Here is a 13,021-nt window from a genome sequence, read left to right as displayed (position 1 = left end):
TGCTGCCGCCTAGTCGAAGAACAGATCGTTGGACACCGGCTGAAAGTGCTCCTCGACCAGGGCGCGGGTAACGCCGTCAATCGTCGGGGGATTCCATTGCGGCTTCTGGTCCTTGTCGATCAGCAGCGCGCGCACACCCTCGAAGAAGTCGTGGCCCTTCTGCATGCACCGCTGCGACATGCGGTACTCGATCGTCATCGTGTCCTCGAACGAGCGGTTGGCGCAGCGCTTGAGCTGCTCCAGCGTGATCGCCATCGACAGCGGCGAGAGCTTCATGAGCGCCGCCAGCTGCTTCTGGGCGAACTCGCTGTTCGACTTCTTCAGCTTGGCGACGATCTCCTGCAGCGTCTCGGCCGAGAAGCAGCGGTCGATCTCCTCCATGAGCGCCGGCAGCGTCTGCTCGCCGGCATCCACCTGGAATTGGGCGATGACCGCATCGACCTTCTCGTTGGCGCGCGGGCCCGAAAGGTCGGCAGCGCCGAGGGCGGCCTGCAGCTCGTCGATCCTGGCGCTCGGCACGAAAGCATGGGCGATGCCGGCCCACACGGCATCCGCCGCCTTGAGGCGGTAGCTGGTGAGCGCGAGGAAAGTCCCCAGAGCACCCGGCAGGCGTGTCAGGAAATAGCCGCCGCCGACATCGGGGAAGAGGCCGATGGTCGTCTCGGGCATGGCGAAGAGATACTTCTCCGTCACCACCGAGTGCGAGCCGTGCGCCGACAGGCCGACGCCGCCGCCCATGTTGATGCCGTCGATCAACGAGATCCACGGCTTGGCGTAGCGGTAGATGCGGCGGTTGACGATGTATTCGTCGCGGAAGAAGTCGCGGCGCAGGGTGCCCGACGGATTGTCGCGCATTTCGCGATAAAGGCCCGCCACGTCGCCGCCGGCGGAGAAGGCACGATCGCCGGCGCCGCGCAGGACCACCGCCTTGATGGAAGGATCCTTCTCCCACTCCGGCATCACGCGCTCCATCTCGAGGATGATGCCGTGCGACAGGGAGTTGAGGACCTTCGGACGGTTCAGCGTCATGACGCCCAGACCGTCCTTCACATCGAACAGAATTTCAGCTTCGGACATTCTTCATCCCATCAACAAACGGCGTGAAATGATCACGCGCATGATCTCGTTGGTGCCTTCGAGGATCTGGTGCACGCGCAGGTCGCGGAGATAGCGCTCCAGCGGGAAATCCTTCAAGTAGCCGTATCCGCCATGCAATTGCAGCGCTTCGTTGACCACGCGGAAGCCCATGTCGGTCGCAAAGCGCTTGCCCATGGCCGCGGCCTGGGTGGCCTCGGGCGACTTCTGGTCGAGCAGCGAGGCCGCCCGCCAGATCAGGAGGCGTGCCGCGTCGAGCTCCGTCGCCATGTCCGCCAGCTTGAACTGGGTCGCCTGGAAGTCGGCCAGCGGCTTGCCGAACTGCTTGCGCTCCAGGACGTAGCGCGACGCCGTCTCCAGGCAGGCACGCGCGCCGCCCAGCGAGCAGGCGCCGATATTGATGCGGCCGCCGTCGAGCCCCATCATCGCGATCTTGAAGCCGTGGCCTTCGGGCCCGAGACGGTTGGCCACCGGCACCCGGCAATTCTCGAAGATAACCGACGCCGTTGGCTGGCTGTTCCAGCCGAGCTTGTTCTCCTGCTTGCCGAACGAGAGGCCGGGCGTTCCCGCCTCGACCACCAGGGTCGAGACACCGCTGGCCCCCGGCCCGCCGGTGCGCAGCATCACGACATAGATGTCGCTGCGCCCGCCGCCCGAGATGAACGCCTTGCTGCCGTTCAGCACATAGTGGTCGCCCTGAAGCTCGGCCCGCGTGGCCAGCGCCGCCGCATCCGACCCGGCGCCGGGCTCGGTGAGGCAGTAGCTGGCGAAATGCTCCATCGAGCAGAGTTTCGGCAGGAAGCGCCGGCGCTGCTCGTCGTCGCCGAAGGCGTCGATCATCCAGGCGGCCATGTTGTGGATGGAGATATAGGCCGCCGTGCTGGGACAGGCCGCCGCCAGCTCCTCCATGATCAGGGCCGCGTCGAAGCGGCTGAGGCCGCTGCCGCCGACATCGTCGCGCACGTAGATGCCGCCGAAGCCCAGCGCCGCTGCCTCGCGCAGCACCTCTTCGGGAAAGATCTTCTCGGCGTCCCAACGCGCGGCGTGCGGCAGCATGCGGTCGGCCGCGAACTGCCGGGCCGTATCGCGGAAGGCCAGCTGGTCTTCTGAGAGATTGAAATCCATGCGGCCGAGACCGTATCAACTCTGGCGCCACGTTTCTGCAGGAAAAGGAGCCGCATTGCGGCCCCTACCCGTTCGCGCGATAAGGCCATTCATGTCCGCCCGTTTCACGACCCTCGGCCGCTATCCCACGACCCGCCTGCGCCGCAATCGCGGTGAGGAATGGTCCCGTCGCCTCGTCGCCGAGAACAAGCTCTCCGTCGACGACCTGATCTGGCCCGTCTTCGTGCAGGAGGGCCAGAACGCCCGCACGCCGGTTTCCTCGATGCCGGGGGTCGACCGCCTCTCGATCGACCTCTTCGCAGAGGCCGCAAAGGAAGCCCGCGATCTCGGCATTCCCGCCATCGCGATCTTCCCCGAGACCGACCCCAAGGCCAAGACGCCCGACGCGCGCGAGGCCTACAATCCGGGCAATCTCGTCTGCCGCGCCATCACCGCGGTGAAGAAAGCCGTCCCCGACATCGGCATCGTCTGCGACGTGGCGCTCGACCCGTTCAACAGCGACGGCCATGACGGCATCGTGCGCGACGGTCGCATCCTGAACGACGAATCGGTCGAGGCGCTGGTCAAGCAGGCGATCGTCCAGACCGAGGCCGGCGCCGACATCCAGGCTCCGTCGGACATGATGGACGGCCGCATCGGCGCCATCCGCGCGGCCCTCGACGCCAGGGGCTACCAGCACGAACAGATCATGTCGTATGCCGCCAAGTACGCCTCGGCCTTCTACAACCCGTTCCGCGACGCCATCGGCAGCTCCGGTGCCCTCAAGGGCGACAAGAAGACCTACCAGATTGATTACGCCAACTCCGACGAGGCGCTGCGCGAGGTCGGCTTCGACATCGAGGAAGGCGCCGACATGGTGATGGTGAAGCCGGGTCTGCCCTATCTCGACATCGTGCGGCGCGTGAAGGACACGTTCGGCGTGCCGACCTACGCCTACCAGGTGAGCGGCGAGTACGCGATGCTGAAGGGCGCGGCCGATCGCGGCTGGCTCGACTGGAACAAGGTGCTGATCGAGACGCTGACCGGCTTCAAGCGCGCCGGGTGCGACGGCATCCTGACCTATGGCGCAATCGACGCGGCGCGGCTGCTCAAATCCAAATGATCGAGCGCCCCTCGGCCCGCCTGATCCTGCTCGATCCGCAGGACCGGCTGTTCCTGTTCAACGTCCACGATCCCAAGGTCTTCGACCCGGCCCATCCGCACTTCGATCCCTTCTGGGTGATGATCGGCGGCATGGTGGATCCGGGCGAGGACTATGCGCAGGCCGCCGTCCGCGAGGCCGGCGAGGAAACCAAATTGCCGGTGATCGGCACGCCCCGCTGGGTCTGGAAGCGCGAGCGGGTTATGAGCTGGCGCGGCAGGGAGGTTCTGCACCGGGAGCGCTTCTTCCTGGCGCGCACCGACCGCAGCGAGATCGACACGTCGGGCCTCGACGAAACGGAACGGAGCTGGACGCTCGGCCATCGCTGGTGGACCGCCGACGAGATCGCGGCCTCGAGCGAGCGTTTCGAGCCCATGGACCTCGGCACCCGCCTCGCGGCCCTTCTCCGCGACGGGCCGCCCACCGAGCCGCTGGCCCTCAGCTAACGACGGTCGCGATCCTCGCGCTCGCGCCTGCGCCGCTCCTGCTCCTCCGACGCGCCGCGATAGGCGCGCCATGCCAGCACGAGCGCGACCAGGGAACAGGCTACGCCCACGATCATCGCCACTGGCTCCGCCTCACCCATCTCCGAAAATCCTCATGATGGCCTCGTCTGCCCGACGATCGATGCCGCATCCTGTCCTGAAACAGGCTTCGTCTCGGGCATGAAGGCGGCATAGATCAGCAGCCCGATCCCCGCGATCGCTGCCAGGGCCAGAAACGCCGCCGAATAGCCGGCCATGACCACGATCAGGCCGGCAAAAGTCGCGCTGAGCGCCGCCCCGAGGCCCAGCGCCGTCGCAATGGCGCCCAGACTGACGTTGAAGCGTCCCGTCCCCCGCGTGAGGTCGGCGACCACCACCGGGAACAGCGCGCCAAAAATCCCGGCACCGACGCCGTCCAGCGCCTGCACGCCCACCAGCCAGTAGGGATCGTCCGACAGCGGGTAGAGCGCCCCGCGCAGCGCGAGGATGAGGAAGCCGGCAAGGAACAGCGGCTTTCGCCCCCAATCATCCGCTTTGGCGCCGACGAGCAAGGCCGCCGGGATCATGACGAGCTGCGCAATCACGATGCAGGCCGCCATGAGCGTCGTTCCGAGCCCCTCATTCACGAGCGCGAGCTTCTGGCCAACGAGCGGAAGCATCGCGGCGTTGGCGAAGTGGAAGAGCACGACGCTTCCCGCAAAGACCAGCAGGGAGCGATGCTCGAACAGCGCTACGATCCCGGCCGGTCTCGCATTGCCATGATGGCTTCCGTCATCGAGGCCACGCGCCACGTCGTGGTCGATGGCTCCGGCGGGAATGATGAGGGTAGCCACGATGCTCGCGACCGCCATCGCCGCCATCAGATAGAAGACCGCGATCGGCCCCATGAAATAGGCCGCGCCGCCCGCCAGGAGGGCCGCAACCGCGTTGCCCGCATGGTTGAACGCCTCGTTGCGTCCCGTGCGGCGCGTAAAGGCTTTCGGTCCCATCATGCCGAGCGTGATGGCGGCGATGGCCGGCGCAAAGATCGAGCCGGCGATGCCGGCCATCGACTGGGCGATCGCCACGGGCAGGAAGCCGGGGGCGAGCGGCAGGATGAGACAACAGGCCGTCACCACGATCGCCGCGACGATGACGGCCGCGCGCTTGTAGCGTGTCACGTCGATGAAGTTGCCGGCCGGCGTCTGGGCCAGGATGCCGGCAATGCCGCCGATCGACATGACCACGCCGATGCTGGCCGCGTCCCATTTCTGGACCGTGAGCAGGTAGATTGCGAGATAGGGTCCCAGCCCGTCGCGCACATCGGCGAGGAAGAAGTTCAGCGCGTCCAGACTGCCGTCCTGCCTCGTCATGCCCGATCGATTCCAAAGAAGGTTGCCACGGCGAGATCACTCCAGGGCAGAGGGCTACCGGCGCCATGGAAGCCGACATGGCCGCCCTGCGCCGGCAGCAAGGGCGTGAGCGCCTCATTGCCAGCCCAATCGTAACCGCTGTAGAGCGCGCCGGGAATCCACGGATCGTCGAGCGCCCCCAGCACCAGGGTCGGCACGCGAATGCCGGCCATGAAGCGAACCGGCTTGCAGCGCTCGTAATAGTCTTCCGCGCCGGCGAAGCCGTGGCGAGGTGCGATGAAGACCTCGTCGTATTCCCAGACCGAGCGGGCCCCAAGGATGGCGGATCTCTCGGCCGGCTCGAGGCGGGCCCCTGCCGCCGTCGCCTCGACCTTCATCTGGCCGAGCAGATGGCGGTGGTAGATGAAATTGCGCCCTTGCAGCATCCGGCGGCAGGTCGCGGACAGGTCGATGGGGGCGCAGACCGTCGCCGCCGCGACAACGGGGGCCGTCTCGCCCGCCTCGCCCAGATATTTGAGCAGCATTGCGCCGCCCAACGAGTAGCCGACGGCCCGCACGCCATCGGACGTCAGCTCGACGGGCAGGTTCGCCAGCAAGGCGCGGAAGTCCTGGCTGCGGCCGGCGTAGTACTGACCGCCGCAGGTCGCGCGCGAGGGTCCCGCACCCCGGAGGTTCAGCCGCAGGACGCGTTCACCGCTGTCGAGCAGCCGTCGGGCCATGCTGAGCATGTAGGAACTTTCCTGCGAACCGGTCAGGCCGTGGATGAGGATCGTGAGGGGCGCGCCTTTTGCTGGTTTCAAGGGCCGGTCCAGAGTGCAGACCAGCCTGTCGCCCGTCCCATCGCGCAGATCGACCGTGAGTCGCTCCGACGTGTGCGGTGCGAGGTCGCGTCGCGGCGGCCTCAGGAAATTGGCGACGGTCTGGAGGTCGGCGCCCCACCAGGGGAAGCGCGAACGGAACGGCGGAAGATCGAGGGTCACCCCTCCATGGTAGCAAGACGGTCGAAGAATTTCTCGACGGCGAGGTCACACCACGGACGGGCACTGTCATGCGCGTGGAATCCGATGTGCCCACCGGCGGGCGGCATCAGCGGCACCAGCGACGGGTTATCCGCCCAGTTGAACTCGCGATAGTACTCGACGGGAATCCACGGATCGTCGCACGAGGCGATGACCATCGTCGGCACGCGGATCTCGGGCATGAAGGCGAGCGGCGAGCAGAGCTCGTAGTAGTCCTCGGCGCCGCGAAAGCCATAGCGCGGGGAAATGAAGCGGTCGTCATAGTCCCAGACGCTGCGCGCCGACTTGATGATCTCGCGTTCCTCGGGCGACGTCAGCGCGCCGGGCGCCAGCGCCTCGGCCTTCATGTCGTTCAGCAGATAGGTGTGATAGAGCCAGTTGCGCGCCCGCATCATATGCCTGCAGGTACGGGCCAGATCGATCGGCGCGCAGATGGTTGCAGCGCCCCGCAGGGGCGCGAACGATCCCTCCTCGCCCAGGTACTTGAGGAGCATCGCCCCGCCCAGCGAGTAGCCAATGGCGACGATTCCATTGGCAATCAGGTCGTCGGGAAGCTGCGAGAGGATGCGACGGAAGTCGGCGGTACGCCCCACATGATAGTGCTCACGGCAATGCGGTCGCGACGGCCCGCATCCGCGCAGATTGAGCCGAAGCACCCGGTAGCCGCCATCCAGCAGGTGACGGGCCGCGTTCAGCATGTAGGCGCTGTTCTCGCTGCCCGTCAGTCCATGGATAAGAACGGCCAGCGGTCGCTCCTCCACCAGTTCAACGGGATGGTCGAGCATGCCGAGCAGAATGTCGCCGGTTCGGTCCCCCATGGCGAAGGCCATGCGTTCGCTGGTGTGGGGCGCGAGGTCGCAGACGCGTGCCGACGTGAGCCGGATGGCGATCGTCTGCAGGTCCGGCCCCCACCATGGAAAGCGCGGCTTGAAAGGCGGCAGATCGAGGGAATCGATGGACGGGGGCACGGTGGGTCCGTATTCACGCTTTGGTTCGCATGAAAACGCTCGCCACCTTGCCAAGTTCCCCTCTGCTCGGTGTGCTGTTCGCCGTCGCTGCCGCTATCACCTTCAGCACGGCAGGCGTCATCGTTCGACGGATCGACCTTCCTGCATGGGACGTGTCCTTCTGGCGCTCGGCCCTCCTCGTGGCCACGATGCTGCCGCTTCTGGTCTGGCAGCGCCGGCAGATACTGATCGACATCCGCAACGGCGGCCCTGCCCTGCTGCTCAGCGCCCTTCTGCTCGCAGGAAGCTTCGTCAGTTTCATCCTGGCGTTGGGGTTGGCGCCGGTCGCCAACGTGCTGATCATGTTCGGCGCGACGCCCTTCATCACCGCCATCGCCGCCCGCCTGTTCCTCCGCGAGCCCCTGCATGGTCACACGATCCTCGCCATGGCCGTGGCGGTCGTCGGCCTGGCGATCAGCGTCGCCGGCTCCCTGCAGCCCGGTGCCCTGGCCGGCATGGCGGTCGCCTTCATCGTCGTGCTGTGCATGAGCGGCAACTACGTCGTCGTCCGCCACCGCCGCGACATCGGCATGACGCCTTCGATCTGGCTGGCCGGCCTGATCTCCGGCCTGGTGGCGCTGCCCTTCGCCCACCCCGAGAACGTCACTTGGTCGCAGCTCCCCTGGCTCTTCGCCCTGAGCCCGGGTCAGCTGGCGGTCGGTCTACTGCTCTACATGGCCAGCTTGAAGCGCATTCCCGCCGCGCAGGCGGCCCTGCTCGGCCTGCTGGAGCTGGTGCTGGGGCCGGTCTGGGTGTGGCTGTTCGATGGCGAAAAGCCGGACGATCTCACCTTGTTCGGCGGCGTCATCGTGATCTCGGCGGCGGCGGTCAACGTGTGGCTGGATTCGCGGCGGTCCACTGGCTAAGAACCGGGCATGACCCAGAATACCAAGGGCCCGCTGTCGGGCATTCTCGTCGTCGATCTCTCCCGCATCCTGGCGGGCCCCTACTGCACCCTTCTGATGGCCGAAATGGGCGCCCGGGTGATCAAGGTCGAGCCGCCCAAGGGCGGCGACGATGCCCGCGCCTACGGTCCCTTCGTGAACGGCAAGTCGACCTATTTCGCGTCGGTGAACCGCGGCAAGGAGAGCATCGCGCTCGACCTCAAGAACGACGAGCACCGCAAGATCTTCGAGAAGCTGCTCGAGAAGGCCGACGTGGTCGTCGAGAATTTCCGCCCCGGCACGATGGAGAAGCTGGGCTACGGCTGGGAGACGCTGCATGCCAAGTATCCCAAGCTGATCTACGCTTCGGCCTCGGGCTTCGGCCACACCGGTCCCAACTCGAAGGACCCCGCCTACGACATGGTCATGCAGGGCCAGGGCGGCATCATGAGCATCACCGGCAACGAGGGCCAGCCGCCGAGCCGGGTCGGCATGTCGATCGGCGACATCGGCGCCGGCCTCTATACCGCCGTTGCCGTCAACGCCGCCCTCGTGCACCGGCTCAAGACCGGCGAGTCGACCAAGGTCGACATCGCGATGTTCGACTGCCAGCTCGCGCTGCTCGAGAACGCGATCATGCGCTACACGGTCGAGAAGGAAATCCCCGGCCCGCTCGGTGCCCGCCATCCGACCATCACGCCGTTCGAGGCCTTCGCGACGTCCGACGGCTCGATGATCATCGCGGCCGGCAACGACAGCCTGTTCATCAAGATGTGCGAGGCGCTCGGCCGTTCCGACATGGCGACCGATCCCGCCTACAAGTCGAACGCGCTGCGCCAGAAGAGCCAGCAGAAGCTGAAGCAGGAGATCGAGTCCGTTCTCAAGACGAACACGACCGAGCACTGGATCACCGTCGTGTCCAAGGGCGGCGTGCCCTGCGGCCCTATCAACAACATCGCGCAGGCGATCGAGCATCCGCAGGTCGCCGCCCGCAACATGCTGGTCGACGTGCCGGACGGCAGCGGCGGCACGCTGAAGCTGGCCGGCAACCCGCTCAAGATGTCGGCCTTCCCCGATCCGACCAGCCGCCCGGCCGCACCGGACCTCGACGGCGACCGCGACGCGATCCTCTCCTATCTGGGCGGTTGACCCGGTGAGGCTGTTGGTCCGCGTCGCAGCCTTTCTCGGAAAGTTCCTGCTCGGCACGGCGCTGGCCGTCGCGGTCTTGCTGGCCGGCACGTACTTCCATGTGCGCGGCGCGCTGCCGAGCTACGCGGGCCAGCTCGAGGCGGCGGGCCTCAAGGCGCCCGTGGAGATCCTGCGCGACAAGAATGCCGTGCCGCACATCATCGCGGGGTCGATCGAGGATGCCTCCTTCGCCCTGGGCTACGTCCATGCCCAGGACCGGTTCTGGCAGATGGAGTTGATGCGCCGCATCGGCCAGGGACGTCTCGCAGAACTCGTGCCGCCGGCCGTGGTCGGCCAGGGACTGGTCGACACCGACCGCACGATGCGCGGCCTCGGCGTCTACCGTCGTGCCAACGAAAGCGTGGGCGCGCTGTCGCCGGCCATGCGCGCCCAGCTCGACGCCTATGCCGCGGGCGTGAATGCCTGGATCTCCAACGACGCCCAGCAGTACGGGCTGGAACTGACGCTGATCAAGCTCCTGTCCGGCGGGCGTTACCGCCCCGAGCCCTGGCGGCCGGCCGATTCTCTGGTCTGGGCCAAGCTCATGGCGCTCGGCCTCGACGGCAACTGGCGCGCCGAGCTGTTGCGCCTGCGGCTGTCGCAGAAGATCGGCGAGGACGGGGTGAAGTTCCTGATCCAGCCCTCCGGTGATAGCAAGGACTCGACCCTCTCGATGGTCATGGCGGCGACGAAGGGCATCGACCTCGACCGCCTCTTCCATGGCACCGACAACGAGGTGACGCGCAAGCGCGAGGCCTCCAACGAATGGGTGCTGTCGGGCGCCCACGCGGTCTCGGGACGCCCCCTCCTCGCCAACGATCCGCATCTCGGATTCAGCTTTCCCGGTGTCTGGTATCTCGCTCGCCTGGTCGGTCCGGGCTTCGACATACGCGGCGCCACCTCGCCGGGCTCGCCCGCCGTGGTGCTGGGCCATAACGGCACCATTGGCTGGGGCTTCACGACCACCAACCTCGACAGCCAGGATGTGTTTGTCGAGCGCGTCGATCCGACCGATCCCAACCGCTACATCACGCCCGACGGCGCCCGTCCCTTCGCGGTGCGCGACGAGACGATCAAGGTCGCCTGGGGCGATCCTATCACGATGCGGGTGCGCGAGACGCGGCACGGGCCGGTGATCGACGACTTCGTCCGCCGCGGCGACAACCTCACGCCGCAGGGACACGTGCTTGCCCTTCAGGCGACCGCACTCGATGGCGCCGACACCTCGGCCGAGGGCTTCAGCCGCATCGGCTCGGCGCAGAACTGGGAGGACTTCCTGGCGGCGGCCCGTCGCATCGTCTCGCCGATGCAGAACATGGTCTATGCCGACACCTCGGGGAACATCGGCCTGATCTCGCCGGCACGCGTGCCGATCCGGCGCAAGGGTGACGGCTCGATGCCCGTACCGGGATGGACCTCGGAATACGACTGGGCGGGCTTCGTGCCGTTCGACGACCTGCCTCGGGTCTACAATCCCGGAACCGGCGTGATCGTCAACGCCAACGGCCGGCTCGTGCCCGACGACTACCGTCACTTCATCAGCCGCGACTGGGCCGAACCCTATCGCCAGCGCCGGGCCGCCCAGCTCCTGGGCGAAGTCCAGCGCCATCCGGTCTACGGCATGATCGTCATGCAGGCCGACAATCTCACGCTCGACGCTGCGGAGATGCTGCCCCACCTGCTGAAGGGGACGCCGCGCAACGCCCGCGCCGCCCAGGCCCGCGAGCTGCTGACGCGCTGGAACATGTTCATGCTGGCAAGCCGGCCCGAGCCGCTGATCTACGACGCCTGGATTGCCGAACTCCAGAAGGGCCTGCTGGGCGACGAGCTGGGCGAGGATCTCTATGCCTCCCTGGCCGTGCCCAATGTTCCTCTGCTGGTGCGCATCCTGCGCGACAAGCCGGGCTGGTGCGACGATGGCGGCACCCGCCAGCCCGAGTCCTGCGAGGAGGCGATCGCCCTGGCACTCGACCGCGCGCTCGACTGGATCTCGCGCCGCCAGGGCGCCGACATGACCAAATGGCAATGGGGCCGCGAGCATCTCGCCGTGCATCGCCATCCCCTGTTCGATGGAATCCCCCTTCTGCGTGACATCGCATCGGTGCGCTATCCGTCGGACGGTGGAAACCAGACGCTGAACCGGGCCGCCCCCTCGTTCCGCGGCAACCGGCCGTTCGACGCCGTGCACGGCGCGGGCTATCGCGGCATCTACGATTTCAGCGATCTCGAGAACAGCCGGTTCGCCACGCCGCTCGGGCAGTCCGGAAACATGCTCTCCCCCTGGGCGCGCAACTTCGTCGAACCGTGGCAGAAGCTCGCCTACATCAACATCGGCGGCACCCGCGCCGAAACGGCCCGCAGCGCCATCGGCACGCTGACGCTGGCGCCCCCGTCGTCACACTGACGGGTCAGGCCTCGAGCGTCGGCGTGCGGCGCACCAGCAGCTTGTCGATCCGCCGCCCGTCCATGTCGACGATCTCGAAGGTCCAGTCCTCGTAGGTGAATTGCTCGCCGGCCGTCGGGATATGGCCGAGCTGGGCCAGGGCGAAGCCGGCGATCGTGTGGAACTTGGTGCTGACGGGCAGCTTGTCGAGCTTCAGCCGGTCGAGGGTCGCATGCACCGGCGCCATGCCGTCGATCAGCAGCGAGCCGTCCTCGCGCTCGAAGACGTCGGGATCCTCGCCCAACGCCTCCGGAAGGTCGCCGGCCAAGGCTTCCAGCAGGTCGGCCTGCGTGACGATTCCCTCGATGCCGCCATACTCGTCGACCACCACGGCAAGCCGTACCGGCGTCTTCTTGAACTGCTCCAGCACCTTGAAGATCGGCATGGCCTCATGGACCATCAGCGGCGCCACGACCACGGCGCCCGGGTCGATTGTGCCGCCGCGCAGCATCTGGTTCAGCAGGTCCGTCTTGGTGACCGCGCCCAGCAGGTTGTCGATACTCCCGCGCCCGACCAGCATCTGCTCGTAGGGGCTCTCCAGGACCGTCCGCACGATCTCGTCGCGCCCGTCGTCGATGTCGATCCAGTCGAGTTCGGTTCGGGGGGTCATGATCTCGCCAATGCGACGATTGCCGATCTCGAGCGCACGCACCATGACCTCTTCCTGCGCATCCTGCAGGAGCCCGGCGTCCTGGCTGGCCTCGACCAGCAACTTCAGCTCACCCGGCGAATGCAGGGATTCCTCCCCTGTTCCCGGCCGCAGCCCGCACAGCCTCAGCACGAGATTGCCCATCCCGTTCAGCACGAGGATGGCCGGGCTGAGCAGCCACCTGAACAGGCTGAGCGGCCGCACCACCCACAGGGCCGTGCCTTCGCTGCGCTGGAGCGCGAGGCTCTTGGGCGCCAGTTCGCCCAGCACGATGTGCAGCGCGGTGATCAGCAGGAAGGAGATGCCGACGGCGATCGCGTAGGCGCTGACGCCGGCCGTCGTGCCCCAGAGTTGCGTCAGCGGCTCTTCGATCAGATGCGCGATCGCGGGCTCGCCGATCCAGCCCAGCGCCAGGGACGAGATGGTGATGCCGAGCTGCGTTGCAGCGAGGTTGGAATCGAGATGGTCGAGGGCCCGCACCAGCGCCTTGGCATTGATCCGCCCCGAGGCGGCGAGTTCGATGACCCGGCTGCGGCGGACGGCGACCAGCGAGAATTCGGCCGCGACGAAGAACCCGTTGGCCGCGACCAGCACCAGAACCGCCAGCAAACCTCCCGCTCCGGACATGTCCCT

General features: G+C 67.0%; 12 protein-coding genes. 5 read left to right on the top strand and 7 right to left on the bottom strand.

What is annotated here, in order from left to right:
• Positions 1-9: 9 nt before the first annotated feature.
• Both ACP15H_RS08090 and ACP15H_RS08085 read right to left on the bottom strand, forming a co-directional pair.
• Positions 10-1,077, bottom strand: a complete 1,068-nt coding sequence (locus tag ACP15H_RS08090; protein ID WP_425065694.1) for an enoyl-CoA hydratase/isomerase family protein — start codon at positions 1,075-1,077, stop codon at positions 10-12.
• A gap of 3 nt (positions 1,078-1,080) precedes the next feature.
• Entirely contained in the window at positions 1,081-2,220 is a 1,140-nt protein-coding gene (locus tag ACP15H_RS08085; RefSeq protein ID WP_425065693.1) for an isobutyryl-CoA dehydrogenase, read from the bottom strand.
• A 91-nt stretch (positions 2,221-2,311) separates the two neighbouring features.
• On the opposite strand from ACP15H_RS08085, the gene hemB reads away from it, so the two are divergent.
• Together hemB and ACP15H_RS08075 are read left to right on the top strand one after the other, a co-directional pair.
• Positions 2,312-3,322 (top strand): porphobilinogen synthase, encoded by a 1,011-nt coding sequence (gene hemB, locus ACP15H_RS08080; protein WP_425065692.1) that lies wholly within the window; start codon positions 2,312-2,314, stop codon positions 3,320-3,322.
• Positions 3,319-3,807: an NUDIX hydrolase gene (locus ACP15H_RS08075; RefSeq protein WP_425065691.1), complete on the top strand. Its 489-nt coding sequence runs from the start codon at positions 3,319-3,321 to the stop codon at positions 3,805-3,807. Before hemB ends, ACP15H_RS08075 begins: the two co-directional genes overlap by 4 nt.
• On the opposite strand, the gene ACP15H_RS08070 is transcribed toward ACP15H_RS08075, so the two are convergent.
• The 4 genes from ACP15H_RS08070 to ACP15H_RS08055 are packed head-to-tail and all read right to left on the bottom strand — an operon-like array spanning position 3,804 to position 7,185.
• Positions 3,804-3,947, bottom strand: a complete 144-nt coding sequence (locus tag ACP15H_RS08070; RefSeq protein WP_425065690.1) for a hypothetical protein — start codon at positions 3,945-3,947, stop codon at positions 3,804-3,806. The two genes, ACP15H_RS08075 and ACP15H_RS08070, sit on opposite strands and share 4 nt — an antisense overlap.
• 12 nt (positions 3,948-3,959) lie before the next feature.
• Positions 3,960-5,198, bottom strand: coding sequence for an MFS transporter (locus ACP15H_RS08065; RefSeq protein WP_425065689.1), 1,239 nt, complete (start codon positions 5,196-5,198; stop codon positions 3,960-3,962).
• The gene (locus tag ACP15H_RS08060; protein ID WP_425065688.1) at positions 5,195-6,178 is read right to left on the bottom strand and encodes a YheT family hydrolase; all 984 of its coding nucleotides are present in this window, start codon (positions 6,176-6,178) and stop codon (positions 5,195-5,197) included. Before ACP15H_RS08060 ends, ACP15H_RS08065 begins: the two co-directional genes overlap by 4 nt.
• Entirely contained in the window at positions 6,175-7,185 is a 1,011-nt protein-coding gene (locus ACP15H_RS08055; protein ID WP_425065687.1) for a YheT family hydrolase, read from the bottom strand. Before ACP15H_RS08055 ends, ACP15H_RS08060 begins: the two co-directional genes overlap by 4 nt.
• Positions 7,186-7,214: 29 nt before the next feature.
• Here ACP15H_RS08055 and ACP15H_RS08050 point away from each other — a divergent pair, with 29 nt between their 5' ends.
• Genes ACP15H_RS08050 through ACP15H_RS08040 form a run of 3 tightly spaced genes read left to right on the top strand, consistent with a single transcriptional unit; the run spans position 7,215 to position 11,700 of the window.
• Positions 7,215-8,090 carry a DMT family transporter gene (locus ACP15H_RS08050; RefSeq protein WP_425065686.1) on the top strand — a complete coding sequence of 292 codons (876 nt, stop codon included), beginning with the start codon at positions 7,215-7,217 and terminating at the stop codon, positions 8,088-8,090.
• Positions 8,091-8,099: 9 nt separating this feature from the next.
• Positions 8,100-9,257 carry a CaiB/BaiF CoA transferase family protein gene (locus ACP15H_RS08045; RefSeq protein ID WP_425065685.1) on the top strand — a complete coding sequence of 386 codons (1,158 nt, stop codon included), beginning with the start codon at positions 8,100-8,102 and terminating at the stop codon, positions 9,255-9,257.
• Positions 9,258-9,261: 4 nt separating this feature from the next.
• Complete coding sequence (locus tag ACP15H_RS08040; protein ID WP_425065684.1) at positions 9,262-11,700, top strand: penicillin acylase family protein; 2,439 nt, start codon at positions 9,262-9,264, stop codon at positions 11,698-11,700.
• 4 nt (positions 11,701-11,704) lie between these two features.
• On the opposite strand, the gene ACP15H_RS08035 is transcribed toward ACP15H_RS08040, so the two are convergent.
• Positions 11,705-13,015, bottom strand: a complete 1,311-nt coding sequence (locus tag ACP15H_RS08035) for a hemolysin family protein (protein ID WP_425065683.1) — start codon at positions 13,013-13,015, stop codon at positions 11,705-11,707.
• Positions 13,016-13,021 lie beyond the last annotated feature (6 nt).

The sequence above is a fragment of the Reyranella sp. genome, from assembly GCF_965249915.1.
GTDB lineage: Bacteria > Pseudomonadota > Alphaproteobacteria > Reyranellales > Reyranellaceae > Reyranella.
Note: the sequence above shows the minus strand (reverse complement) of the source record. Positions and strands in the feature narration are given on the sequence as shown.